At 60.8% G+C, this 24,476-nt stretch carries 24 protein-coding genes; 9 read left to right on the forward strand and 15 right to left on the reverse strand.

The window, feature by feature from the left end; genetic code table 11:
- Window positions 1-118: 118 nt before the first annotated feature.
- From AGR13A_RS19915 to AGR13A_RS19930, 4 genes are all read right to left on the reverse strand, one after another.
- Window positions 119-772, reverse strand: a complete 654-nt coding sequence (locus AGR13A_RS19915) for a response regulator transcription factor (RefSeq protein WP_080838897.1) — start codon at window positions 770-772, stop codon at window positions 119-121.
- 65 nt (window positions 773-837) lie between these two features.
- A complete protein-coding gene (locus AGR13A_RS19920; protein WP_167377639.1) occupies window positions 838-2,505 on the reverse strand; it encodes a phosphoethanolamine transferase in 1,668 nt (555 codons plus the stop codon).
- A 191-nt stretch (window positions 2,506-2,696) separates the two neighbouring features.
- Window positions 2,697-2,960 carry a spike base protein, RCAP_Rcc01079 family gene (locus AGR13A_RS19925; RefSeq protein ID WP_080838899.1) on the reverse strand — a complete coding sequence of 88 codons (264 nt, stop codon included), beginning with the start codon at window positions 2,958-2,960 and terminating at the stop codon, window positions 2,697-2,699.
- A gap of 259 nt (window positions 2,961-3,219) precedes the next feature.
- A complete protein-coding gene (locus AGR13A_RS19930) occupies window positions 3,220-4,131 on the reverse strand; it encodes a LysR family transcriptional regulator (protein ID WP_080838901.1) in 912 nt (303 codons plus the stop codon).
- Window positions 4,132-4,320: 189 nt separating this feature from the next.
- On the opposite strand from AGR13A_RS19930, the gene AGR13A_RS19935 reads away from it, so the two are divergent.
- The 6 genes from AGR13A_RS19935 to AGR13A_RS19960 all read left to right on the forward strand — a co-directional run bounded on the left by AGR13A_RS19935 (window position 4,321) and on the right by AGR13A_RS19960 (window position 11,462).
- Window positions 4,321-6,453, forward strand: coding sequence for a TonB-dependent siderophore receptor (locus AGR13A_RS19935; RefSeq protein ID WP_080840360.1), 2,133 nt, complete (start codon window positions 4,321-4,323; stop codon window positions 6,451-6,453).
- Between the two features lie 28 nt (window positions 6,454-6,481).
- Window positions 6,482-7,384, forward strand: a complete 903-nt coding sequence (locus AGR13A_RS19940) for an iron-siderophore ABC transporter substrate-binding protein (protein WP_167377602.1) — start codon at window positions 6,482-6,484, stop codon at window positions 7,382-7,384.
- Complete coding sequence (fhuB, locus tag AGR13A_RS19945; RefSeq protein WP_080838904.1) at window positions 7,381-9,345, forward strand: Fe(3+)-hydroxamate ABC transporter permease FhuB; 1,965 nt, start codon at window positions 7,381-7,383, stop codon at window positions 9,343-9,345. The genes AGR13A_RS19940 and fhuB overlap by 4 nt, the downstream gene beginning before the upstream one ends.
- Window positions 9,346-9,379: 34 nt before the next feature.
- Complete coding sequence (locus AGR13A_RS19950; RefSeq protein WP_080838906.1) at window positions 9,380-10,189, forward strand: ATP-binding cassette domain-containing protein; 810 nt, start codon at window positions 9,380-9,382, stop codon at window positions 10,187-10,189.
- Between the two features lie 248 nt (window positions 10,190-10,437).
- Entirely contained in the window at window positions 10,438-10,965 is a 528-nt protein-coding gene (locus tag AGR13A_RS19955; protein ID WP_080838907.1) for a DUF992 domain-containing protein, read from the forward strand.
- 89 nt (window positions 10,966-11,054) lie between these two features.
- A complete protein-coding gene (locus tag AGR13A_RS19960; RefSeq protein ID WP_167377603.1) occupies window positions 11,055-11,462 on the forward strand; it encodes a c-type cytochrome in 408 nt (135 codons plus the stop codon).
- A gap of 3 nt (window positions 11,463-11,465) precedes the next feature.
- Here AGR13A_RS19960 and recX read toward each other — a convergent pair whose 3' ends face one another.
- The 6 genes from recX to AGR13A_RS19990 form a co-directional block, all read right to left on the reverse strand.
- Window positions 11,466-12,056 carry a recombination regulator RecX gene (gene recX / locus AGR13A_RS19965; protein WP_139786101.1) on the reverse strand — a complete coding sequence of 197 codons (591 nt, stop codon included), beginning with the start codon at window positions 12,054-12,056 and terminating at the stop codon, window positions 11,466-11,468.
- Between the two features lie 72 nt (window positions 12,057-12,128).
- Complete coding sequence (locus tag AGR13A_RS19970) at window positions 12,129-13,049, reverse strand: SMP-30/gluconolactonase/LRE family protein (RefSeq protein ID WP_080838910.1); 921 nt, start codon at window positions 13,047-13,049, stop codon at window positions 12,129-12,131.
- A 34-nt stretch (window positions 13,050-13,083) separates the two neighbouring features.
- Window positions 13,084-14,031 carry an ABC transporter permease gene (locus AGR13A_RS19975; protein WP_003522111.1) on the reverse strand — a complete coding sequence of 316 codons (948 nt, stop codon included), beginning with the start codon at window positions 14,029-14,031 and terminating at the stop codon, window positions 13,084-13,086.
- Window positions 14,028-14,969 carry an ABC transporter permease gene (locus tag AGR13A_RS19980; RefSeq protein WP_080838912.1) on the reverse strand — a complete coding sequence of 314 codons (942 nt, stop codon included), beginning with the start codon at window positions 14,967-14,969 and terminating at the stop codon, window positions 14,028-14,030. The genes AGR13A_RS19975 and AGR13A_RS19980 overlap by 4 nt, the downstream gene beginning before the upstream one ends.
- Window positions 14,966-16,429: an ATP-binding cassette domain-containing protein gene (locus AGR13A_RS19985; protein ID WP_080838913.1), complete on the reverse strand. Its 1,464-nt coding sequence runs from the start codon at window positions 16,427-16,429 to the stop codon at window positions 14,966-14,968. Before AGR13A_RS19985 ends, AGR13A_RS19980 begins: the two co-directional genes overlap by 4 nt.
- A 111-nt stretch (window positions 16,430-16,540) precedes the next feature.
- Window positions 16,541-17,557 carry an ABC transporter substrate-binding protein gene (locus tag AGR13A_RS19990; RefSeq protein WP_080838916.1) on the reverse strand — a complete coding sequence of 339 codons (1,017 nt, stop codon included), beginning with the start codon at window positions 17,555-17,557 and terminating at the stop codon, window positions 16,541-16,543.
- Window positions 17,558-17,863: 306 nt separating this feature from the next.
- Here AGR13A_RS19990 and AGR13A_RS19995 point away from each other — a divergent pair, with 306 nt between their 5' ends.
- Window positions 17,864-19,099, forward strand: coding sequence for a GAF domain-containing sensor histidine kinase (locus tag AGR13A_RS19995; RefSeq protein ID WP_080838918.1), 1,236 nt, complete (start codon window positions 17,864-17,866; stop codon window positions 19,097-19,099).
- 1 nt (window position 19,100) lies between these two features.
- Window positions 19,101-19,823, forward strand: a complete 723-nt coding sequence (locus tag AGR13A_RS20000; protein WP_080838920.1) for a response regulator transcription factor — start codon at window positions 19,101-19,103, stop codon at window positions 19,821-19,823.
- A gap of 3 nt (window positions 19,824-19,826) precedes the next feature.
- Here the strand turns inward: AGR13A_RS20000 and AGR13A_RS20005 are convergent, their stop codons facing one another.
- Window positions 19,827-20,843: a DNA topoisomerase IB gene (locus AGR13A_RS20005; RefSeq protein ID WP_080838922.1), complete on the reverse strand. Its 1,017-nt coding sequence runs from the start codon at window positions 20,841-20,843 to the stop codon at window positions 19,827-19,829.
- Window positions 20,844-20,930: 87 nt separating this feature from the next.
- Window positions 20,931-22,160: a PQQ-dependent sugar dehydrogenase gene (locus tag AGR13A_RS20010; RefSeq protein ID WP_080838924.1), complete on the reverse strand. Its 1,230-nt coding sequence runs from the start codon at window positions 22,158-22,160 to the stop codon at window positions 20,931-20,933.
- Between the two features lie 184 nt (window positions 22,161-22,344).
- Between AGR13A_RS20010 and AGR13A_RS20015 the strand changes: the two genes are divergently transcribed.
- Complete coding sequence (locus AGR13A_RS20015) at window positions 22,345-22,530, forward strand: hypothetical protein (RefSeq protein WP_080838926.1); 186 nt, start codon at window positions 22,345-22,347, stop codon at window positions 22,528-22,530.
- Here AGR13A_RS20015 and AGR13A_RS20020 read toward each other — a convergent pair whose 3' ends face one another.
- From AGR13A_RS20020 to AGR13A_RS20030, 3 genes are read right to left on the reverse strand one after another with little or no spacing between them, the layout of a single operon-like run.
- Complete coding sequence (locus AGR13A_RS20020; RefSeq protein WP_080838928.1) at window positions 22,531-23,157, reverse strand: class I SAM-dependent methyltransferase; 627 nt, start codon at window positions 23,155-23,157, stop codon at window positions 22,531-22,533.
- 8 nt (window positions 23,158-23,165) lie between these two features.
- Window positions 23,166-23,834: a pseudouridine synthase gene (locus tag AGR13A_RS20025; RefSeq protein WP_080838930.1), complete on the reverse strand. Its 669-nt coding sequence runs from the start codon at window positions 23,832-23,834 to the stop codon at window positions 23,166-23,168.
- A gap of 39 nt (window positions 23,835-23,873) precedes the next feature.
- Window positions 23,874-24,461 carry an IMPACT family protein gene (locus tag AGR13A_RS20030; protein WP_080838932.1) on the reverse strand — a complete coding sequence of 196 codons (588 nt, stop codon included), beginning with the start codon at window positions 24,459-24,461 and terminating at the stop codon, window positions 23,874-23,876.
- Window positions 24,462-24,476: the final 15 nt, after the last annotated feature.

The raw sequence follows: 24,476 nt of genomic DNA on the forward strand, positions 1-24,476 counted from the left end.
GACGCCCAGCCCGGCAAGGGCAAGAAGCCAGGATATGGCGACGACGCTGGTCAGCGCCGTCACGAGCTTGCGGGTCATGCTGGTCGGTCTGGCCATGGCTGCCTGCTTGTAATTCTGACTATCTGATGGTGTAGCCGACGCCGCGCACGGTCTCGACGCGGTCATGGCCGATTTTCTTGCGCAGCCGGCTGATATAGACCTCGACCGTGTTGCTTTCTATTTCCGCGCCGAATTCGTAGAGCGTGTCGTGCAATTGGGCTTTCGAGACGACGGCACCGGGATACTCGACCAGTTTTTCGAGAACGGCCCATTCCCGGGCGCTGAGCGTCTGCGCCGTTCCGTCGACGGTGATATTGCGCGCCACCTGGTTGATTTCGATGCCGGGCAGGCGGATGACCGGGGCCGAGCGACCTTCATAACGCCGGGAGACCGCCAGCATGCGCGCCGAAAGTTCGTTGAGGTCGAAGGGCTTGACCAGATAGTCGTCGGCGCCGGCGTTCAGTCCGGCAATCCGGTCGGAAACCTGATCGTGGGCCGTCAGAATGATCACCGGCGTCGCATCGTCGCGGTTGCGCAGGCCTTGCAACAGGGTGATGCCCTCGCCGTCGGGTAAGCGCATGTCAAGCAGGATCAGGCCATAGGCCATGGTTCGCGTCGCCGCCATGGCGTCGCCCAGCGTCTTGAACCAGTCCACGGCGTGGCCCGCCGCCGCAACATGGTCTCTCAGCGCTTCTCCCAGAACATGATCGTCTTCAACAAGCAGAACCCGCAAGACAGCTCCTTTATCGCGTCGTCCTGCGTATCGCTTTCACGGGATAGGCGTCAAGCACTGTGTGTTCAGCTGTTCTGGCGCTGCGTGCAGCCACCGAACACGTCCAGCGAGGGATCGTAGACGGAGGTAGAGACGTTCATCATGCCGAGGATGCTGTGGAAATAATTGTCGTGGGAGCGTCCGCCCTGGGCGGCGCTTTTCGCCAGGCAGGCTTTGTCCAGCCCCATGGATTTGGCGAAATCGTCGTCGAACCAGACCAGGAAAGGCACATGGGTCTGCTGGTCAGGCGCCAGGAGATAGGGCGCGCCGTGCAGATAGACGCCGTTTTCGCCGAGCGACTCGCCGTGGTCCGACGCATAGATCATGCCGGTTGCGAGCTTGTCGGAGCGTGCCTTCAGCTTGTCGATCACGGTCGACAGGAAGTGGTCGGTATAGAGAAGCGTGTTGTCGTAGGAGTTGACGATTTCGGCGTCGGTGCAGTTGCCAAGTTCCGCCGTCCGGCAGTCGGGGGTGAATTTCCGGAATTCGTCGGTGTAGCGAAGATAATAGGTCGGCCCGTGGCTGCCCATCTGGTGCAGCACGATGACGCTGTCCTTCGTGACATTGTTGAGCCAGGCATCGAGCTTGTCGAAGAAGATGTCGTCGCGGCATTCTCCGCCGGTACAGAAGCGGCTGTCATTGGTGGAGGGCAGGTCGAAATAGGGAATGCGGTCGGCGACATTCTTGCTGCCGGTATTGTTGTCCAGCCATGTCGCACCGATGCCGGCATGGACGAGAACATCCATGACGTTTTCGTTGGCGAGCGCCTTGTTGTGGCTGTATTCCGAACGCGGAAACTTCGAGAACATGCAGGGAATGGAGATAGCCGTTGCGGTGCCGCAGCTGGTGGTGCTCGGGAAATAGATCACATTGCGTTTGGCGAGTTCCGGATTGGTGTCGCGCCCATAACCGTTGAGCGAAAAATTCGAGGCGCGGGCGGTCTCACCGGCCACGATGACGGTGATGCGCGGCTTATGGACGCCGCCAATTGCGGGAAGAACCTTCGCATCCTTGCCGATGGCGCTGACCTGTATGTCGGCTTCCTTTCCGGCCTGCGTGAAATAGTGGACGGTGGACATGATCGGCGACAATGGGTTGACGCTTTTGACGATGTCCTTGTGCTGGCGGATGGCGGTGGTGAACGTCTTGGAATTTGCAAAGCTGATGATGCCGGCGACGCCGAGGCAGATGAGAATGCTGATGGTGTTCCATAGGAGCTTGTCGAGGATCGGACGATGCCTGACGCGGACAAACACGATGACGACCGATGGCACCAGCCCGAAGATGGCGAGATGCCAGAACAGGCCGGGGGTCATCAGATTGCCGGCTTCCGCCGGCGTCGTTTCCACGGCGTTGCGGATCATGTCGCTGTCAATGACGATGCCGTAACGGTCAATGAACCAGGAGGCCGCCGCCGCTGCGAAGACTAGGAAGATCAGGAACGGCTTGATGAGGTATTTGGCGGAAAAAATCGTGATGAGGGCGCCGAAAAGTGCGGCCATCGCAACATAAAGCGAGACGATCGCGACCGGATAGGCGGAAAGATAGGTATGGACCTTCGACCAGAATGTCTGGTTGGTGAAAAACAGCAGATAGACCCCCGTCAGCAGGCTGAGCGGCACGCTGCCGATTTCCGGACGATATGTTTCAGTTCCTGTCGCTTTCGCCGTAAAAAGAGCCACTGTCAGTTCCACCAGATCCATATATGCCGGCGGCAGCAAGGAACGTGTGGAAGCACCCGTCTTCAGGCTGCCGCATGGGCCGATTGATGGCGGATGCGTCATTTAGCTGACATCAACCTGAAAGCTTTGTCATGAAAGTGTCACATAATGCCGTGGCACCCGGTGCTATTCAAACCGATGCTCAGACGACGGCATGATACCACTTAATTCAGTCCGATGATGCCCGTTGCGGTGGTGCGCGTTGAAAATACGCGTGTGGCTCTAACCGGCAGCAGGCTGCCTGCGGGCAGGTTCTGGAAGGTCACGGTCGCCCCGGAAAGCAGGGTAAGGCAGAGCTGCCCGCCATTGCCGACATAAATCGCGCGTGTGGGAGAGGGAAGCGGGTTGGTATCGTCCGGAACGATGTCGAAACCGTTGGACGCCGGCGATTCCAGGCCGGCGGCATAGTGTGTGTAAATCTCAGCCATTGCTGTCTCCGGTAAAACAAACCTGCCGTGAATATACGGCCTTGCGGGCGGGAGGGGACGAGCGGGGACGACGGATGTCGCGCGGGATGCGAGGACTGCGCCGTCTTGTCCGGGGAAGCGGATATTGTCTGTGTGTTCACATGCGGTTGGCTGCAATGGCCTATGGTCACCAAATCCGCCAGATGGCCTGTGGCGGATTTTTCGTCCACGGCATCGTTCCAAACGGCTTGGCGTTCCCATCCGGGCGGAGGCCTCCGCCTCAGTTCCGGGCGTGGAGAATGAAGGCCCTGACGGCCGGAGAAGCCTCTGTTTTCCGGTGAGCGATTGCGAGGTCGGAGGTTGCAGAACTTGCCGCAAGCGGCACGTAACGCACCCCCGGAAGCCGAAGGCAATCGAGCGAGCGCGGCACCAGCGCGACGCCGAGGCCGATAGCCACCATGCTGGCTATGGTGGTGTAGTCCCGGCCTTCCGGGCTGATGGAAGGCTGGAACCCGGCTTCGTTGCAGGCTTCTATCGTATTGTAGTGAAAGCCGACATCCGGCGGCTGTCGCGGGGTGATGAAGGTTTCTGCGGCGAGGTTCCTGAGATCGATCTGGCGCGCAAAGGCCAGCGGATGATTTTCCGGCAAGGCGGCCATCAACGGCTCACGCAGGACCACATGGGCCGCAACACCTTCCGGAATGGGCGCCGGTGGACGGATGAAGGCGAAATCGAGATTGCCGTCGGCGATCTTGGCCAGTTGCAGTCGCATCTCCATTTCGATGAGCTGCAGTTCCACATCGGGATGAGAGGCGCGGAAACTGGAGATCGACCGGATGAGCAGGCCGGAATAAGCGGCCGAGGCAACATAACCGATGGAAATCCGGCCGGTTTCACCACGGTCGACACGCTTCAGCGCCGCAAGCGTCGCTTCGGCATTGGCAAGAATTTTCCGGGCGTCTTCGTAGAGAAGCTGGCCGGGCGTGGTCAGCTTCACCGAGCGGCGCGTCCGGTCCAAGAGCGGCATGCCGACAATGTCCTCAAGCGCCATGATCTGCTGGCTAAGCCCCGGCTGGGCAATGCCGAGGCGGGCGGCGGCGCGCTCGAAATTGCGCTCATCCACCAGCACGGTGAAATAGCGCAGGTGTCGCAATTCGAATGTCTCAGCCCGGCTTGCCGGTTTCCTGCCCATCGCATGGCCTTTTTAGCAGATTTGAATAATTCCAAGCTATTATCTGTCGGTATTTTCATAATCAATACTTCTGAAAAAAACCGCCTGCGCTTATTGGATCACAATCTGCACCTTGCGTAATAAGATGAGTTAAATTCTCCAGAAAAATATCCGCCTTGATGGCGGCGCGGGTGATAAAGGGTTTTGGCGGTGCAGGGAAAGACCAAACACATTTCCATTCTGGCGGGCGGTTGCGCCGCCATAGCCTATGTGGCGTTTTTGTCCTCCAGTGCTGCCCTCGCGCAGGAGGCCGGCACGACGGTGCTGCGGACGATTACCGTGGAGGGCGTTGGAAAACAGGACCCCAAAGCCCCCGTAAAGGGCTATGTGGCGAAAACCAGCGCCAGTGCCACCAAGACGGGACGGTCCCTGATCGAGACGCCGCAGTCAGTTTCCGTCATCACCAAAGACCAGATGGATGCGCAGAACGTCCGCAATCTCAGCGAGGCGCTGAATTATGTTCCCGGCGTCGTCGCGCAGCCTTCGGGTTCCGATCCGCGTTTCGATGCGCCGCGCATTCGCGGATTTGCGGGAAACCAGCTGCAGTTTCTCAACGGCCTTCGACTGATGCGCACGGCGGGAGCGCCGTCCTATGAGGTCTATGGTCTGGAACGTGTGGAGGTTATTCGCGGGCCGGCTTCGGTGCTTTATGGCCAGGGCAACCCCGGCGGCCTCATCAATCTTATCAGCAAGCGGCCGACCTTCGAGCGTTTCGGCGAAGTGGGCGCGCAGATCGGCAGCTTCGATTATTACCAGTCGATGTTCGATATTGGCGGGCCGGTGGCGGATAGCGACAGCCTTGCCTATCGTCTGACCGGGGTTGCCCGCAATGCCCATGCGCAGACGGACAATCTGCAGAACGACCGTTATTTCATCGCGCCGGCGCTCACATGGCAGCCTGATGAGGATACGAAGCTGACGGTCCTTGCTTCCTATCAGCACGACAATCCGAGCTCGCCGTCCGGCCTTCCGCCAGCACTCACCTTTTCCCGGCCGGGCAATATGCTGGACCGCAGCTTTTATGTCGGTGATCCGTCTTTCGATACGTCAAACCGCAAGTTCACCAATATAGGCTACGAATTCGAGCATCGTTTCGACGAGACCTTCACCTTCCGGCAAAATGCGCGTTATTCCAATTTCGACTGGTCCTACCGCGCGCTTGGCATGTCCTCGACCAATAGCGGCATGATCGGCAATCTCATCCGCCGCAATGCGACCTTCCAGGACGAATTGCTGAACACCTTCAATATCGACAACAGCCTCCAGGCCGATTTCTCGACAGGCCCGGTTGATCATACTCTGCTTGTCGGACTGGATTATCGCTATTTCGACAATAACGTAAAAACCGAATTCTGGGCGGCGACGCCGCTTGATCCCGTCAATCCGGTTTATGGCGGGCCGATCAGCCTGACCTCGCGCACGCTTTATGCCGATGTGAAAACCGACATATCCCAGATCGGCCTTTATGCGCAGGATGAGATTTCCTACGAAAACTGGCGGGTCACCGCCGGCCTGCGGCAGGATTGGGCAAGCACAAGCGGCACGACCTTCAACGGAACGACCTATCGATCGCTGGACAAGGACGACCACAAGCTGACCGGCCGCGTCGGCGTCAGCTATCTCTTCGAGGGCGGCATCGCGCCCTATGTCAGCTACGCGACTTCGTTCGAGCCGGTGCCGCAACCGGCTGTCGGCGATGCGCCGAAGCCGACCACCGGCGAACAGTGGGAAGCCGGCGTCAAATATCAGCCTGATGGATTCGACGGTTTCTTCTCGGCCGCAATCTATGATCTGAAGCAGAAGAACGTCACGACGACTGTCGGCGGCGTGACGCAGCAGATGGATGAGGCGCATGTGAAAGGCCTCGAACTGGAAGGCGTCGCAAGCCTGACCGACAGGCTCGATCTGCGAGCAGCCTATACCTACATGGACAGTGAAGTCGCAGGGCGAGTCAATAATGGCAAGGAACTCGACAATGCGCCCCGGCACGCCGCAAGCCTCTGGCTCGATTACACTTTCGCGGAGGATACGGCGCTTGAGGGCTTCGGCATTGGCGGCGGCGTCCGTTATGTCGGAAAGCGCTATGGCGATGCGGCCAACGCCTTCGAGATGAAGGGGCTGGCCCTGCTCGATCTCGGCGTGCATTACGAGAAGAACGGCTACCGTGCCTCGCTTCTCGTGCAAAACTTGACTGATAAAGAATATATTTCTAGTTGCTCCACTTTCGGATGCTATTACGGTGACGGCAGAACCGTTATGGGCAAGCTGACCTATCGTTGGTGACGCCATATCAAAGTGAAGCAGCAGGGGCATGACGCGTAAGGATCGATGGATGTCCCCCCTTTGGGGGAGGCGGGAGTTTTTAGGCCTGCTCGCCGCTTCGGCTCTTGCCGGCAAGGCGCGGGCGGCGGCGACGCCGCGCATCGCCGCCATCGACTGGGCCATGCTGGAAACATCCGTTGCGCTCGGCGTCATGCCGGTGGCGGCGACCGAGCTCATCCAGTTCCGCGCCGGCGCGGTCGAGCCGGAAATTCCCGAGACCGTTGCCGATCTCGGCCTGCGCGGTGCGCCGAATTTCGAGTTGCTGCAACTGACCCGGCCGGACCTCATTCTCATCTCGCCTTTCTACACCCGTTACACCGGCAGGCTGGAAGCCATAGCGCCGGTGTTTTCGCTGCCGTTTTACGTGAAGGGCGAGCCGCCATTTGCAAAGGCGCTTGCCGCAGTCTCGTCCCTTGGCGAAAAGCTCGGCCGGACTGAGGAAGCGCGAAAGGTTCTGGACGAGACAAACCAGGCGCTGCAAGCCATGCGCGTGCGCCTCGAAGCCTTTGCTACGCGGCCGACCTATGTGATCAACATTGGTGATGCCCGGCATTTTCGTGCCTTCGGTAAAGACAGCATGTTCGGTGATATTCTTGGCAGGCTGGGTCTCACCAATGCCTGGGCGGATCGTTCGCAATTCACCTTCGCCGCCCCCGTCCCGCTCGAAAATCTCGCGGGCTCGCCCGATGCGCGCATCGTCATCGTTTCCGATATTCCGGTCGAGGCCCGCGAGAGCCTGCGCAACAGCGCCATCTGGCGCGCGCTGCCTGCCGTGCGGGAAAATCGCGTGGTCACGCTCGGCAATGTCAGCCCCTATGGCGGCATCACCGCCGGCATGCGTTTCGCACGGCTTCTGACCGAGGCTCTGACGATACGGGGGGAAGCATTGTGACGGCGCGGCCTCTCCAGTTTCTTTTCGGGCTGGTCTTTGTTCTGGCCCTGGGGCTTTCCCTGCATGTCGGGTTGCTGCGGCTGCCTCTTGGCGCATGGCCGGCTTTGCCGTTTGATGCCACATCCATGTCGATGGATCAGGTGATTTTTGCCTTCAGCCTGATGCCGCGTGTGGCCGTCGCCATTCTGGCGGGGGCGATGCTGGGGTTGTCGGGTGCGCTCTTTCAGCAATTGCTGCGCAATCCGATCGCCGATCCCTCCACCCTCGGCATCTCGGCCGGCGCTCAACTGGCAATCGTCACCGCAACCTTGTTTTTTCCTTCGGTGCTGGATGGTAACCGCGCCTTGGTGGCCCTGACAGGCGCTGCCGTCGCGGCGGGTGTGGTATTTCTTCTCGGTTGGCGGCGATCCTTCGAGCCGGTGACCATGGTGGTGTCCGGGTTGCTGGTCGGCATCACCGCTGCCTCAGCCTCTGCAGCCCTGACGCTCGCGCAGGGCGAATATCTGATGTCGCTGGTCGTCTGGAATGGCGGCTCGCTCAGCCAGCAGGACTGGTCGAACGCCTTTCTGCTTGCTGCCCAACTTTTCCTGGGCCTGGTTCTCACCGGATTGCTGATAAGGCCGCTCACGGTTCTTGGCCTTGGCGATTCCGGTGCGCGATCGCTTGGTGTGTCGCTGTTTTCGATCCGGCTGGCGGTCGCGGCCGTCGCAGTCATGCTGGCTGCTTTCGTTGCCGCGGCGGTTGGCCTTGTCAGCTTCATCGGCCTTGCCGCGCCGGCGCTCACCCGGGCGCTTGGCGTGCGGCGAGCATCTTCCGTGCTGTTTGTTTCGCCGCTTCTGGGCGGTCTGCTGCTCTGGTTCTGCGACGGTCTCGTGCAGCTTCTGGCGAGCACGACGGCCGAGGTTTTCCCGACTGGTGCGGTGACGGCCCTGATCGGCGGGCCGCTGCTTCTGTGGCTGCTTCCCAAAATCCGGCCGACCGATGTGCATCGCGGCGAAGGTGTCGAGCTTGCGACAAGACGCCGGCTCGCGGCGCTGCTGCCAATGCTTGTCGTCATGGCGGGGCTGGTTTTTGCGGCGATTGCCATTGGCAAGGGGCCTGATGGCTGGACGGTGCTGAAGGTCGGTGATCTGCAAAGCCTCCTGCCCTTCCGCTGGCCGCGGCTGGTGGCGGCCATGGCCGCCGGCGGTCTTCTGGCCATGGCGGGCGCGCTGCTCCAGCGGCTCACCGGCAATCCCATGGCAAGCCCGGAGGTGATCGGCGTCAGCGGCGGTGCAGGCCTCGGTTTTGCCGCCGCCATCACGATTTTTCCGGCCGCCGGTCTTTTCGAGCTGTTCGTTGGCGCCGGCATCGGCTCGGGCGTGGTCATGATCCTTGTGCTGTTCTTTTCGGTGCGCCGGCATCTGGCACCGGAAAAAATACTGCTCGCCGGCATCGCCATCAGTTCGCTTTGCTCGGCGGTGCTCTCGGCGCTGCTTGCCATTGGCGACCAGCGCGCCTGGCAAATTCTCGCCTGGCTCAGCGGCTCGGGTTCAACGGCGACGCCCGTTTCGGCGATCTTTCTTGGGGTGCTTTCCATCGTGCTGCTTGCGGGTGCGCTTTCGGTGACGCGCTGGCTGACGATCCTGCCGCTTGGCAGGGATGTGCCGCTCTCGCTCGGTCTGCCGCTTGGTGCTGCGCGCATCGCCGTCATTGCGGTGGCAGGCATTGCCACGGGGGCTGCCTCGCTACTGGTTGGTCCATTGAGTTTCGTCGGGTTGATGGCGCCGCATATTGCGCTTCGCGCGGGTTTCACCACGCCGCGCGACCATCTGCTCGCCTCCTTCCTGTTCGGTGCGGTGCTGATGGCGCTTTCAGACCTCGGGGCGCGGACCATGACCTTTCCTTATGAACTGCCGCTCGGCCTTTTTGCGGCTCTTGCCGGTGCGCCCTACCTGATCTGGCTTTCAGGCAGGCGCTGATGATGTCTTTGAGCGATTTACGGAGATGAGAACCATGGGTCAGGCAGCGCTTGCCGTCGATTATGACGATATCCCGCTTTTTTCACTGGAAAAAGTGACGATGGAGGTGCCGGGCAGGACATTGCTGCATCCTCTGACGGCAAGCTTTCCGACCGGCAAGACGATCGGCCTGATCGGCCATAACGGTTCTGGAAAATCCACGCTGCTCAAGATTCTCGCACGCATTCAGGAGCCGACGGCGGGTAGCGTCTCATTTGAGGGAAAGGCGCTCGGAAACTGGGGCAATCGCGAATTTGCGCGAAAGCTGGCCTATCTGCCGCAATACACGCCGGCCGCCTCCGGCATGCTGGCCAGGGAACTGGTGGCGCTTGGCCGTTACCCCTGGCATGGCGCTCTCGGCCAGTTCACCCGGGCGGATCAGGACAAGGTGGACGAGGCCATCGAGCTGACCGATACGGTGGCCTTCAGGGACCGGCTGGTGGACACGCTTTCAGGCGGTGAGCGCCAGCGCGTATGGCTGGCAATGCTGGTTGCCCAGAACGCTGAAAGCCTGCTTCTGGACGAGCCCATTTCGGCGCTCGACATGGCGCACCAGCTCGAGGTTCTCTCCCTGGTGCAGAGACTGTCGCGGGAAAAGGGTCTCGGCGTCATCGTGGTGCTGCACGATGTCAACATGGCGGCGCGGTTCTGCGACGAGATCGTCGCGCTCCATTCCGGCAATCTGATTGCGAGGGGAACGCCTGAAGAGATCATGACGCCGGAGACGCTGGAGCGGATCTATGGTGTGCGCATGGATGTCATGACCCATGCCGCAACCGGCCTTCCCGTCGCTTTGCCGCTTTAAGCTTGTTGCAGCAAAACAACGCGCGGAAAAGCCTGCTGTTGACAGTAATTCTCCCGGCATTTTTCGCCCTAACAATGTCTTAATGGCATCCTACCGCCAACAGACATTGTTAACTGTTTTGCTTTCCTTGCATCCAATTAAGTTGTTTTGGATCGATTCTGGGGAACAAACGTTAACAGTGCGGAATTCAATATCCGGAGAGGGCAAGAAGGGCTGCTGCGGGTAGGAATGAAACAGGAGAAAATCAGATGAAAAAGGCTGTTGCCGTAACTTTTGCCGCATTGATGATGGGCCTCGGCGGAACCGTTTCCGCACTTGCTGCCGACCTTGCAAGATATGAACCGGCTCCGCAGGAGCAGGACGACCGCAACGGCGTCAAGATCGGTTACCTTACCTGCGATATCGGTGGTGGCGTCGGTTACGTGATCGGCTCTGCCAAGGAACTGGATTGCACTTTCCAGTCTACGCTGGGCGCTCGCCGCACCGACCATTACACTGGCGCGATCCGCAAGATGGGCGTCGACCTTGGCTTCACCACGCAGGGCCGTCTGGTCTGGGCTGTTTTCGCCCCGACGGCTGGTTACCACCGCGGCTCGCTCGGCGGCCTTTATCAGGGCGCAACGGCTGAAGTCACCGTTGGTCTCGGCGTTGGCACCAACGTTCTGGTTGGCGGTACGTCCGGCTCCATCCAGCTGCAGACGGTCAGCGTGACGGGTCAGGTTGGCCTCAACCTTGCCGCCACCGGCACCTCGGTGACGCTGACGGCCATGAACTGATCAGCGAAATGCCCGGTGTATTGCGCCGGGCATTCTGTCGCATGTCTAAACACGCCCTCTTCGTTGTCAGACGAAGAGGGCGTTGTATTATGCGGATCATGATTTCCACATTCAAAAGTGTCGCGGCGGTCACCGCCTGTTCTTTCCTTCTTGCGACAGCCGCTTTTGCCGAGGGCGATGCGGCCCATGGGGAAAAGGTCTTCAGCCGCTGTTCCACCTGTCACAGTGTCGACACCCCGCGCACTCGCATGGGCCCGCATCTGATGGGTGTCGTCGGCAGGCCGATGGCTTCCGTGGCCGATTACGGCCACTACTCGCAGGCGCTGAAGGATGCCGGCGTTGCCGGCCGGGTGTGGTCGGAGGATGAACTGCAAAAATTCATCGCCAGCCCGAAGAAGGCGATACCGGGAAATGCGATGCGTTTTTTTGGACTCTGGAGCGAGACGGATATTGCGGATCTGATCGCCTATCTGAAAACGCACCCCATGCCGCAATAGCGGTCAGAGCGGTGCTTCAGCGATAATCTCTTCCGCTTCTTCGAAGGTCATCGCCATGACCTTCGCGCCGATCTCGAAGCCGAAGCCGTTGCGGGCGAAGGCGGAGAATTCCTTGGCCTTGCGCTTCTCGTCCAGTTCGACACGACGAAACGGCCCGAAGGCGCGCTTGCGGGCGAAGATGACGGCTGCGACCAGATCATCGGTCTCTTCAAGCGCAACGGCGGCCGTTTCCCGTGCGATGCCCTTGACCTGAAGTTTCTGCGCGAGCCCGCGTTTCGACTTGCCGCTGCGCTGGCCACTCCGCACGGCGATTTCCGCATAGGCGGTGTCGTCGAGCGCCTTGATGCCATAAGCGAAGGTCACGGCAAATTCGCCGAGCGTCCTGACCTGCGCCGGGCTGATATCCTCGAATTTTTCCCGCGCCTTGCGCATGATGGCGTCGCGCAGCTGCTTTTCCGTCATCATGCGCTGTTCCAGCCGGTAGAGCGCGGAATTGCGCGCCCAGGACAGCATCCGGCTGGTGGGTTCAATGGCCGGCGCGTCGCCGTCCACGGCCATGTCGTCAGTCAGGAAGGGGCTGGAATCGTCGTTCATTCCGCTTTTATAGCGTGGTGAAGGCGTCTTGCCAGTTCCTTCCCGTCCCGTTTCCTCCGGTTTTTCAGTACCTCAGGGCGTTTGCGCGCCGGTTGCGGCGACATAGACCGAATAGAGCGATTTCGTCGCGGTGATGAACAGGCGGTTCTTTTTCGGGCCGCCGAAGGTGAGGTTCGCGACCGTCTGCGGCACCTTGATCTTGCCAAGGAGCGTACCTTCGGGGGAAAAGCAGTGAACGCCATCGCCGGCGCTGGTCCACAGGTTGCCGGCGGTATCCAGACGGAAGCCGTCCGGCAGGCCATTGTCGAGGCTGCAGAATTCCTGGCCGTTGGTGAGCTTTACGCCATCCACCACATCGAAGACGCGGATATGGCGCGGGCGGGAGACATCGTGGCTGTAGGAACTGTCGGCGACGTAGAGCTTTGTCTCATCAGGCGAAAACGCAAGCCCGTTCGGCTGCATGAAGTCGTCGATGGCGATCGTGACCTCTCCTGTTGCGGGATCGAGCCGGTAGACATTGCGCGTCTTCTGTTCCGGCTCGGCCTTGTAGCCCTCGTAATCGGAAAGAATGCCGTAGGTTGGGTCAGTGAACCAGACGCTGCCATCGGATTTAACCACCACGTCATTGGGTGAGTTCAGCCGCTTGCCGCCGTAGCTGTCGGCAAGAACCGTGATCGAGCCGTCCACTTCGGTGCGGGTGACGCGGCGGCCGCCATGTTCGCAGGAAACGAGCCGTCCCTGCCTGTCGCGGGTATTGCCATTGGTGAAGTTGGAGGGTTCGCGGAACACCGAGATCCCGCCATCCGGCACCCAGCGCAGCATGCGCTGATTGGGAATATCGCTGAACAGCAGGCCGTTCAGATCGGCAAACCATACCGGGCCTTCGGCCCAGCGGCAGCCGGAATAAAGCTCTTCCAGTTCGGCATTGCCGACGATCAGATGGCGGAAGCGGTCATCGTGGATTTCGTAAGGGGAGGTCGTGTCTGTGGTCATGAGCGTGGTCCGCTTGGGGCTTGTCGTTATGATTTCAGCGTGTGGCCTTGGGGCCGCTTGCCAGAAGAATGACGGAGATGATGATGAGGCCGGTGAGGATGAGGCGGATGCCGGCGCCGAAACCATAGGTGTTCAGCATCGACACCACCAGGAACATGAAAAGCGAAGCGCCCCAGATGCCGGGAACATTGGAATCGCCGCCCGCCACCGCCGTTCCGCCGATGACGACGACGGCGATGGACATCAGCAGATATTCCGAGCCCATATTGAGCGCAGCACCGCCGGAGAAGCTGGCGAGCAGATAACCGGCAATCGCCGCCAGCACCGCGCAGAGCACATAGGTGACGAAACGTGCGCCGTCCACCGGAATGCCGGTCATGCGGGCGGCGAAGGTGCTCTGGCCGATGGCGGAAATCCAGCGTCCGTAAAACGAGCGGTCGAGCAGCAGCCAGGCGATGACGGACAGCAGCAGGGCCACGAGGGCGACGTTCGGGATGCCGAAGAAACTCGACGTGGCGAAGGTGGCCAATGTTTCCGGCGGCTTGATGCGCAGGCCGCGGTTCGACCAGATGGCGATGGACTGCACGATGAAGCTCATGGAGAGCGTCGCGATGATCGGCGGGATGCGCAGGAGCTTGATCAGCGCATAATTGCCGATGCCGATGGCGATGCCGATCAGAATGGCGATCAGCAGTCCGGGCAGGATGAGACCGTCGGACACATCCATGAATTTGAGCGCCAGTGTGCCTGACAGCGTCATCGTGGCGGGAACGCATAGGTCGATATTGCCCGGTCCGAGCGTGATGACGAACATCTGGCCGATGCCGACGATGACCGAAAAGGCCGCGAAGGTGAGTGCGGCATGCGACAGGCCGAAGGAGCTTGCACCGCCGGTGAAGAGCACGGTGACAATCCAGACGACCGCCGTAGCGGCAAATGACCAGATCCATGGTTTTCTGGTGAGGGAAGAGAGCCCGTTCATTGGTTTTTCTCCCGCTTTTCAAGACGGTTGAGCAGGATGCGCAGCGCCAGCACGATGATGAGGATCGCCCCCTGCGCACCGATCTGCCAGTCGGGTGAAATGCGCATGAAGGAGAGAAACGAACCGGCGAGCGTCAGTGTCAGCGCGCCGATGACGGCGCCGATGGGCGATACCCGTCCGCCGACGAATTCGCCGCCGCCGAGGATGACGCCGGCAATCGAGAGCAGCGTGTAACGCAGCGCGATGTTGGCGTCGGCCGATGTCGTCAGCCCGACAAGGGCGATACCGGACAGCACCGCGAAGAAACCGGCCAGCGCAAAGGTGGCGGCGCGAATGCCGACGACCGACCAGCCGGAGCGCTCGACCGAGCGGAAATTGCCGCCGACGCCGCGCATCAAAACCCCGAAAGAGGAGCGCATGACGATGTAATGCGCGACCACCGCGATCAGGATGCTGGCGACGATGGCGATCGGCACGAAAGGCGGTTTTGCCGTCATCAGCGCCCGGATGAAGGCTGGGGCCTGGCCGCCGGGCGAGGGCAGAATGAGGACGGCAAGGCCGCCCCAGACGAAGCTCATGCCGAGCGTGACCACGATGGAGGGAAGGGCGCGGATATGGATGATGGCGCCCAGCAATGCATAAACCGCAATCGCACCGGCAAAAATCGCAATACCGAGGATCGGCGTGGTTTGCAGGAAAGTGGCGGTCACACAGGCGCAGAAACTGACGAAGGTGCCCATCGACAGATCGAGATCGTTGACCGACATGATCAGCATCTGCGCAATTGTGGCGAGCGCAATCGGCACCGCCAGATTGAACAGCAGGTTCATGCCGGTATAGCTCATGGCGCGCGGCTGCATGTAGAAGACGGCGGCGAGCAGGAAGGCGAGCGAGGCGGCGGGAATGATGAGGCGGAGCGCGTTTGCCGAGAGTTTCATGCGTGGTCTTCTCCGGCAAAGGAGGCCGCCAGAACATTCTGCTCGGTAATATCGTCGCCGACGAGTTCCGCCTGGATGGCGCCGTCGCGGAACACGTAGACCCGGTCGCAGAGACGGATTTCGTCCATTTCGGTGGAGTACCAGATGAAGGTGCGGCCGTGGGAGGCTTCGGTTCTCAAGATGTCATAAACCTCCTGTTTGGTGCCGATATCGACGCCGCGCATCGGGTCGTCCATCAAGACGGTGCTGGCGGTGGTGGCAAGCGCACGGGCGAAAAGCACCTTCTGCTGGTTGCCGCCGGAAAGGGAGAGGATCTTGTTGCCCATGTCGGGCGTGCGGATTTCTATGCGCTTTTTCCATTGCGCCCCAAGCTCGGTTTCCTTGGTTCTGTCCACCATGCCTGCGGCTGAAATATCCCTGAGCGAGGCGATGGACAGGTTTTTGAGGATGCTCCACAGCGGGAAGGTGCCGTTCAGGCTGCGGTCGCCCGCTACGAAGGCGATATCGGTCTTGCGCGCGGGCAGCCAGCTATTGTTGCGGGCAAGATAAAGATCGAGAAGCGCTTCGGTCTGGCCATGGCCGCCGAGACCGGCAAGGCCAACGATCTCGCCGCGAAAGGCCTCGAAGGCAAGGCCTTCGCCCCGGCGTGCCGGCATGGAAAGCACCTTCTCGCCTGCCTTGCGGCTTTCACCCCGTCGCCTGTCCTGTTCCTTGACGACGCTGCCCATGGCCTCAACCAGCGAGCGGGTGGTGAAGTCGGCGGCCTTCCGGTCGGCAACCACCCGGCCGTCCTTCATCACCACGATACGGGTGGCCGTCGAAAGAATTTCGCCGAGAATATGCGAGATCAGCAGAACCGAGCCGCCCTCACGCACGAAACGGCGGACATAATCCATCAGCTGCTCGGCAAGACCGGCATCGAGCGAAGAGGTGGGCTCATCGAGGATCACCAGTCTCGGCGCGTGCGGTATGCGGCAGAAATTGATGGCGATTTCCACCATCTGGCGTTCGGCGATGGAAAGTTCAGCGATGGTCAGTTCGCAATCGATGCCGTGGCCGGGGAAAATTTCGTCCAGTGTCTGCCGGATGGTCGTCAGCGCACGGCCGCGCCAGTTTCGCCCACCCGTGGCGGCATGCATGATGCGGACATTTTCGCTGATCGTCAGGTTCGGGCAGAGCGACAGTTCCTGAAACACGCAGCGAACGCCGTTCGCGCGTGCGGCGGCAATGCCATGGCGGTTTTCGTTGCCGCCATAGGAAACGGAACCCTCATGCGGCGTCAGCCCGCCATTGATGACGTTGACAATGGTGGACTTTCCCGCGCCGTTATGGCCGACGAGCCCAAGGCATTCCCCCGTGCGGATGACGAGATCGGCCCCATCCAGCGCTCTTACCGCGCCGAACACGACTTTCACGCCGCGCGCAGCGACGACTTCTTCCGCCTCGATGATGTCATTCATGAGCAACTACGCCAGTGATGTGAAAAGTGATGTGAAAATCGGATGATACGGTGGCTATTGCGGCGCCCGTTCCGGGAGCGCCGCAATAGTCAGGCTCTGAGCCGATCCGGCCTATTTGGCCGATGCGATGGCCTTCTGGGCGTCTTCCTGCGAATATTCCACATTCGCCACGCCGCCCTTCTGGGTCGTCTTCAGGTTTTCCTCGAGATTGGCCTGATCGATGCGCAGGAAGGGCACGGTCAGATCCTTCTTCACATCCTTGCCGTCGAGGATTTGCTGCGCCACCCAGAAAGCCAGCGTCGAGACGCCGGGAGCGATGGAGACGGACATGGTCTCGTAACCGCTTGCGTCCTTCTGCTGCTTCCACCATTGCAGCTCGTCTTCGCGGTTGCCCATGACGATGGTGGGTGTCGGGCGCTTGGCGGCGGCGAAAGCCTGTGCCGCGCCGTAACCGTCGCCGCCCTGTGTCACGACGGCCGCGACTTCTGGAAGGCTCGGCAGGATGCCGGCGACGGCGCGCTGCGCAACGTCCTGCGCCCAATCGCCATTGACGGAACCGACGATCTTGAACTGCGGGTTCTTGGCGACGCCGGCGGCGATGCCGGCGTGGATTTCATCATCCACTGAAACGCCCGCAAGGCCACGGATTTCAAGCAGGTTTCCACCCTTCGGCATGGCCTTGGCGAGATAGTCGATCTGGCTTTCGCCCATCGCCTTGAAATCGACCGCGATGCGCCATGCACAGGGCTCGGTGACGATGCCGTCGAAGGACACGACGGTGATGCCGGCATCGCAGGCTTCCTTCACCGCGCCGTTAAGCGCGGTGGGCGAAGCGGCATTGATGACGATGGCGTCGTAACCCTGAAGAATGAGGTTCTGGATCTGCGCGGCCTGTTCGGTCGCCTGGTTTTCGGCTGTGGTGAAGGCGTCAGCGGCGGCGACCTGCTTGTCGGCAACCGCCTGTTTGGTGATCTTGTCCCAGCTCGTCAGCATCGCCTGACGCCAGGAATTACCGGCATAATTGTTTGAAAGCGCGATTTTTTTGGCCGACGTATCGGCATGAGCGGTGATCGGCAAAGCTGCGCATGCGACAGCGGCCGATGCCAGAAGCATCTTCCTGATAGCCATTGATTTCCTCCCTGGTGGCTTGCCCTTTCGAGCCCGGAAACGCCTGTCTGTCGCAAATCTCCTCGGCGGCAGACAGAATTCCTTTGCACTGGAGCTCCTTTCCCCAGTAGAAGCGAGAATGACCAAGAAGATTTGGCTTGTACAGGCAGATCACGGCAATCTTCCTGCGGGTTTCCGCAGAAAGCATGCGGGAACCCGCAGGACGAAATGGCCTTGCCGGGCGCAGAATGGTGATGCGGCGTTCTGAAATGTCGAAACTGCGCCGCCAGAGGTCGACGGAGCAGGCGCTTGGGAGGGCGTCCGCACATGCTGGATACGCCGAAAAGCGCACTTTTCCATCATTATATGGGCATTTCGCGGCTGCTTGCCGGGCAGCTGGAATTTAATGCCATCATCCAGGCGGTCGCCACCGAGATCAGCCACATTATCCCGCATGACCATATGGATGTCTGCATCAAGCAGCTGGATGACAAATATCACATCGCCTATGAAAGCGGTCTGGCCAGTGCCTGGAGCAGGCTCCCGCCCGCCCTTCTGACCGGCAGCCCGATCCGTTCGCTGCTGTCAGGCGAGGTGGAATACCTCCTGAGCGGCGACGCCTGCGCCGATCCGCGCTTTCATTTCGAAGGGTCGTTTTCAAGCCCGATCATCGAACTCAACCTGCATAGCCGGCTTCATGTGCCGATGAAGGTGCATGGCGATATCATCGGTGCGCTGAGTTGCTCCTCCCACCAGTCGGACGCCTATACGATGGAGGATGTGGCGAATGCCCGCGCGGTCACCGATTTGCTGGCGCCCTATTTCTACGCCATCCGCGCCGCCGAGCAGGCCAAACGCTCCGCCATCGAGGAAGCGCGCGCCAATGCCCGTGAGGAGGGCCTGCGGCTCGGCGCGCTGCAATTGACCGAGGCGCTGGAGGCCGAACGGCAGCGCATCGGCATGGATCTGCACGACCAGACGCTGGCGGACCTGACGCGGCTGGCGCGGCGCATCGAGCGCATGAGCCATACCCCCGACCTGTCAGGCGAGATGCTGGAGCCTGTGGTGCGCAGCCTGCAGCACTGCATGCAGGATCTGCGCGAGATCATCGAGGAGGCGAAACCCTCGATCCTGCAATTGTTCGGCGTCGTTGAAGCCATCGAGACCTATGTGGACCGCTCCGTGCGCGACAGCGGGTCTGCAATCGACTGGTCGGTGACGGATGAGACGGACGGGCTGGTGGAAAGGCTGGACAAGACGGTGGCCATATCGCTGTTCCGCATCGTGCAGGAGGCGGTCAATAACGCCATTCGCCATGCCCAGCCCGAAGCGATTGCCGTGAAACTGACCGCAATCGACGGTGGCTTGCGGGTGACAGTCAGCGATGACGGCAGCGGCGGCGGCGAAGGCGGGGCCTCCGGCGGCCTCGGCATCGGCAATATGAAGACGCGGGCGCGGCTGATTTCGGCGAGATTCGATATTGGCGGCAATGAAACGGGAGCGGGAACCTGCATCACGGTGACGTTGCCGGCAGGCGCTTTCGACCGGCGGGAGGAGTTGTGACATGGACGTGCTGATCGTTGAGGATGATGCGTTGCACCGCGCCTATCTGAACGAGGCGGTGCGTGCTGCGCTGCCGGAATGCGACAAGGTGCTGGAGGCGGCAAACGGCAGGACCGGCGAAAAGCTCGCGCGCGAAAATCGCGCCGCCCATATCGTCATGGATTTGCAGATGAACGAGCGCAACGGCATCGAGGCGGCGCGCACCATCTGGAAGGAAAGGCCCGATACCCGCATCCTGTTCTGGTCCAACTATTCCGACGAGGCCTATGTGCGCGGTGTTTCCCGCATCGTGCCGGAAGGGGCCGCCTATGGTTACGTGCTGAAATCGGCCTCCGATGACCGTCTGCGGCTGGCGCTGCGCAGCATCTTCATCGAGGCGCAATGCGTGATCGACCGGGAAGTGCGCGGCCTGCAGGAAAAGAGCCTCGGCAAGGCCCATGGCTTTACCGATTCCGAATATGAAATCCTTGTCGATGTCGCGCTCGGCCTCACCGACAAGGCGATTGCGCGGCGCCGTAACCTGTCGCTGCGCAGCGTGCAGAACCGGCTGCAAAGTCTCTATGAGAAGCTGAACGTGCATCAGGCCGCCGGCGATGACGAGGCGGAAGGCCGGTATAATCTCAGAACCCGCGCTGTTACCGTCGCTTTCCTGCGCAAGCTGTTAAATTACAGCGCGCTGGAAAGGGCCGAGCGGGAACTGGCGGAATGGTCGGGCAGCCGCTGATCCTCAGGGCAGAAAGGCAAGCAGCCGTCTTTCATCCGCCCTGAGACCGGAGACGGGCTTTGCCCCGACCTTCAGGATGCGGCCAAGCTTTTTCTGTGCTTTCTCGTCCGTGGCTATATCGAGGACGGCCGGGTGCACATAGCTCTTGCGACAGATGGCGGGCGTGTTGGAAAGCTCCGCCGCCGCTGCCTGGCACATGCCCTTTATGCTCGGTTTTTCACCCGCCGCCACATGTTCCATCCCGTTGCAGAAGGCGGCGAGCGTTCCGCCCCAGGTGCGGAAGGTCTTAGCGGAAATGCCTTGCCCGCCGATACGGGATAGGTAAGCGTTGAGATCGCTGGAATCGACCGAATGCACCCGGTTTTCGCTGTCCTGCCAGACGAAGAGCTCCTTGCCGGGCAGATCGGCGATCTCCTCGAGGATTTTCTGAAGGCGAGGGTGGCGCAATTGCCGTTTCACTTTCTGCCCGCCCTTGGCGGCAAACCGTAATTCGATGGTTTCACCGAAGGAGACGTGCCGCTTGAGCAATGTCGTTGCGCCATAGGTGCCGTTGGTTTCGAGATAGGAGCGGTTGCCGACGCGCAGATAGGCGGCATCGAGCAGCAGCGTGAGCGCCGCGAGCGTCATTTCCTGCCCGTGATCCTGCTTCTCTATATCGGCTATGGCGCGGCGGCGAATGGCGGGCAGCGCCCTGCCGAAGCTTTTGAGCTGGAAGAATTTCGTTTCGCCCCGGAGCGTATGCCAATCGGAATGATAACGATACTGTTTTCGCCCGCGGGCATCGAAACCCGTAGCCTGCAAATGGCCGGCGGGGTCGATGCATATCCAGACGTCCTTATAGGCGGGCGGCACGCCGAGCGCTTTGATGCGCTTCAGTTCGACGCTGTCGGAGAGAAGCTCGCCGCCCGGCAGACGGTAACAGAAACCGCGTCCGCGTTTCTCGCGGGCAATACCCGGCTCCTGATCGTTGACATAGGCAAGTCCGATTTTGGCAAGAAGGCGGGTGGGCGGCTGTGGCATGGTTTTTTCCGGCAGGTTTCACGCTGCGGCAAACGAAAAACAGGCCGCCTTCGTTCCGACGGCCTGTCGTTCCAGTCGTGAGTTTTCTCAGCCGGCCTTGGCGATCCGCAGAATCTGCGATTCACCGCCGCCGCGTTCTTCTGTCACGGCATAGATCGCGCCATCTGGACCGACCTTCACGTCGCGGATGCGTGCTTCCAGCGGCAGCCGGCTTTCGGTGGCAACCTTGTCGCTATCAAGATGCAGGATGACGAGGCCCTGGCTTACCAGACCGCCGACGATGAAAGCGCCCTTCCATTCGGGAATCTGGTCGCCGTCATAATAGGCCATGCCGGAGGGGCCGATGACCGGGTCCCAATAATAGACCGGCTGCTCCATGCCTTCTTTTGCCGTGGCGCCTTCACCAACGGACCGGCCGCTATATTCGATGCCGTAGGTTATGACCGGCCAGCCGTAGTTAAGGCCGGCTTTCGGCAAGTTCAGCTCATCGCCGCCGCGCGGGCCGTGTTCCACGGTCCAGAGCCTGCCCTGACCATCCAGCGCTGCCGCCTGCAGGTTGCGGTGGCCGTAGCTCCAGATTTCGGGCAGGGCGTTCTGTTGGCCAGCGAAAGGATTGCCTTCGAAGGCCTTTCCTTGCGTGTCGATGCGGAAGACCTTGCCGAGGCCGCTCGATAGATCCTGCGCCTGCACGCGCGGCGTCGCATCCGAGCGTTCGCCGACAGTGACATAAAGCTCGTTATTCGGCCCGAAGACCAGACGCGAACCGAAATGCTTGTCACCGTCATAGGTCGGCATCTGGCGGAAGATCACCGCGACATTTTCAAGTTTGGCCGCGCCGCCTTCCTCCGTCAGTTTTGCAGAGGCAACCGAGGTGCCGTTGCCGCCGTTGCGCGGTTCGGAGAAGGAGAAGAAGATGGTGCGCGATGTCTCGAAATCGGGAGCCAGCGCTATGTCGAGCAGGCCGCCCTGTCCGGCGGATGCCACTTCCGGCACGCCGTCTATGGCGGGGCCGGCCTTGCCGTCGGCGACGATGTGCATGGCGCCTTCCTTGGCCGCAACGATCATGCGGCCATCGGGCAGGAACTCCATCGACCAGAGATGGGGCAGGCCCTCGGCAATGACGGTTTTTTCGACGTTCGGCTGGGTGGCGGCCTGCGGCGCACGGGTCTGACCCTCAAAAGCCGGTTTCTGATTCGGCGCATTGGCGCGTTTCGTTTCGGCAGCCGGGGCGGTCTGTGCATGGGCCGCGCCAGCAAGTGGCACGGCAAGCAGCGCGAATAGCATCGTCGAACTCAGAAATCGGTTGTTGCGGAACATGGGTCTCCCTTCCTTCGTTTGCGTCAGGCACAAACCATTTGGGGAGGATTTCGTTTCTTGCGATAGCTTCAAGAAAACTTGATGAGTTCGTGTGCAGGCGGCGCCCTCTTTTATCATCCGTACGAATTGGTAGGGAACCGCAATCATGCACCCACGTTTTCCCTCTGGTTATACGGAGGGCGCCATGCAGATCATCGATAACAAGACCATAGACGGGAACAGAACCAAACCGATCCTCAATGTCGCGGAATTCTGCCGCCGCTACCGGCTGGACAAGGCCGAGGAGACCCGGCTCAGAAAGCTGTTCGGCGAGTTCGCTTCGCGGCACGAGCTTCTGATGAATGCGCAGCGTAAACCAAACTTCCGCTGATCATTCCTCCGGGTCGAGAGATTTCCCGAAGATCATGAAGACATCATAACGGGTGTTCTTGCCCATTATCTGGTGCGAGGGCTTCCGAATGCCCGGCATCGGCTCGGCGCGCAGGGGCCATTTCAGAACCACCCGTTTCGTCGCGTTCTCCAGTGCGGCCTCCATCAGCTCCACCTGGTCCGGGTCGGAGCCAACCAGTTCTCTCAGCACCCGCATCTCCTTTTTCACCAGCGCCGTGTTGTGGCGCGGCGGGTGCATGGGGTCGACAATCACCACTTCCGGCGAAAGCTCTTTCAGCAACTGGCGTGAATCTCCGTGAAGCAGCGTCATGCGTGCTGCCGCCTCGGCATAGGCGCCGCCAGCCTCCAATGCGCGGCGAATGCCGTCCGCAAGATGGGCATGCATTCCCGGCGAGCGTTCGATCAGCGTTACTTCCGCTCCCAGTGAGGCCAGCAGAAAGGCGTCGCGCCCGAGGCCTGCGGTCGCATCTACGATCTTTGGCGTGCGGCCCTTTGTGAAACCCGCGGCTTTCGGCAGGGCCTGTCCGCGCCCCTCGCTGGAGCGGAAACGGTGGCCGACTGCACCGCCGACAAAATCTACTACGAAGCTTTCGTCTTTTTCTTTCATCGCAGGCCTCAGAAGGGGCAGGGCACGGTATAGGTGACGTCGCGGCCATCGGGATGGCGGAACCCAACCTCCTGCGCATGCAGCATCAGCCGCGGCGCAGCGGCAAGCGCTTCGCCCTCGGCATAAAACTCATCGCCGAGAATGGGGTGGCCAAGTGCCTTCATATGCACCCGCAATTGGTGGGTACGGCCGGTAAGGGGTGTCAGCGCCAGCCGCGTTGCCGGAAGCGGCAATCGTTCCAGCACTCGCCAAAGGCTCTGTGCCGGCTTGCCGCTCTCGTGGTCGACCCGGTGGCGGGGCTTGTTTTCGGGATCGATGGCGAGCGGCAAATCCACTTCGCCCGCTTCTCCGGCAACCTCTCCCCAGACAATGGCGACATAGGATTTGCGCGTCTGGCGGTTTTCAAACTGCGACGCAATCGCCGCATGCGCCTTGCGGTTCAGGGACATCAGCACGATGCCCGATGTGTCCTTGTCCAGCCGGTTGATCATCAGCGCTTTCGGGAACTGTTTCTGCACACGCGTCATCAGGCTGTCGGAAAGCGCGGGATCGCGCCCCGGCACCGATAAAAGCCCGCTCGGCTTATCCAGCACCAGAAGATCGTCATCCCGGTGCACGATGGTCAGCCACGGTTCGAGCGGCGGATTATAGACGGGGTTGGAAAGCTCAGATGACATGGCGCTTCCTTAGCACAAATCGCGCATTCGGACAGAGTGCTAGTCGGGAATGTGGAGATTGACGCGTCCGCTGGTCAGGTCACTTAAAAGCCGGGTGAGCCGTTCGGCTTCCTCTGCCGGAACCGAAAGCAGCATATCCGCGCCGGTTTCGGTGAAATCTTCCTTTTCCACCCGCAGGTTTTGTGTGGCGGAAAGGCGCGATTTCACCAGCGCCAGATCGGAAAAGGGACAGCTCAAAGTCGCGCTGACATAGGCGATGACCGGCGAGGTTTCTCCAAGCCGAAGACACGCCGCCGCCGTGCCGCCATAGGCGCGCATGAGACCACCGCTGCCGAGCAGGATGCCGCCGAACCAGCGGATGACGAGAACGGCGACATTGTCCAGCGCCTGGCCGTCTATGGCCTGAAGGATTGGTTTTCCCGCCGTACCGGAAGGTTCGCCGTCATCGCTGAAACGATAGGTCTGACCCGTTCGCCAGGCCCAGCAATTGTGGTTCGCGTCGACGTCAGAATGCGCCGCCAGAAAGTTTTTCGCGTCTTCCTCTCCGGTCACGGGTGCTGCAAAGGCGATGAAGCGGCTTTTCTTGATATCCTGCGAAAAGGTGACGGATCGGTCGAGCGTGAACATGCGCGTTTCAATATC

The sequence above is a fragment of the Agrobacterium genomosp. 13 str. CFBP 6927 genome (genome assembly GCA_900012615.1).
Classification (GTDB): Bacteria; Pseudomonadota; Alphaproteobacteria; order Rhizobiales; family Rhizobiaceae; genus Agrobacterium.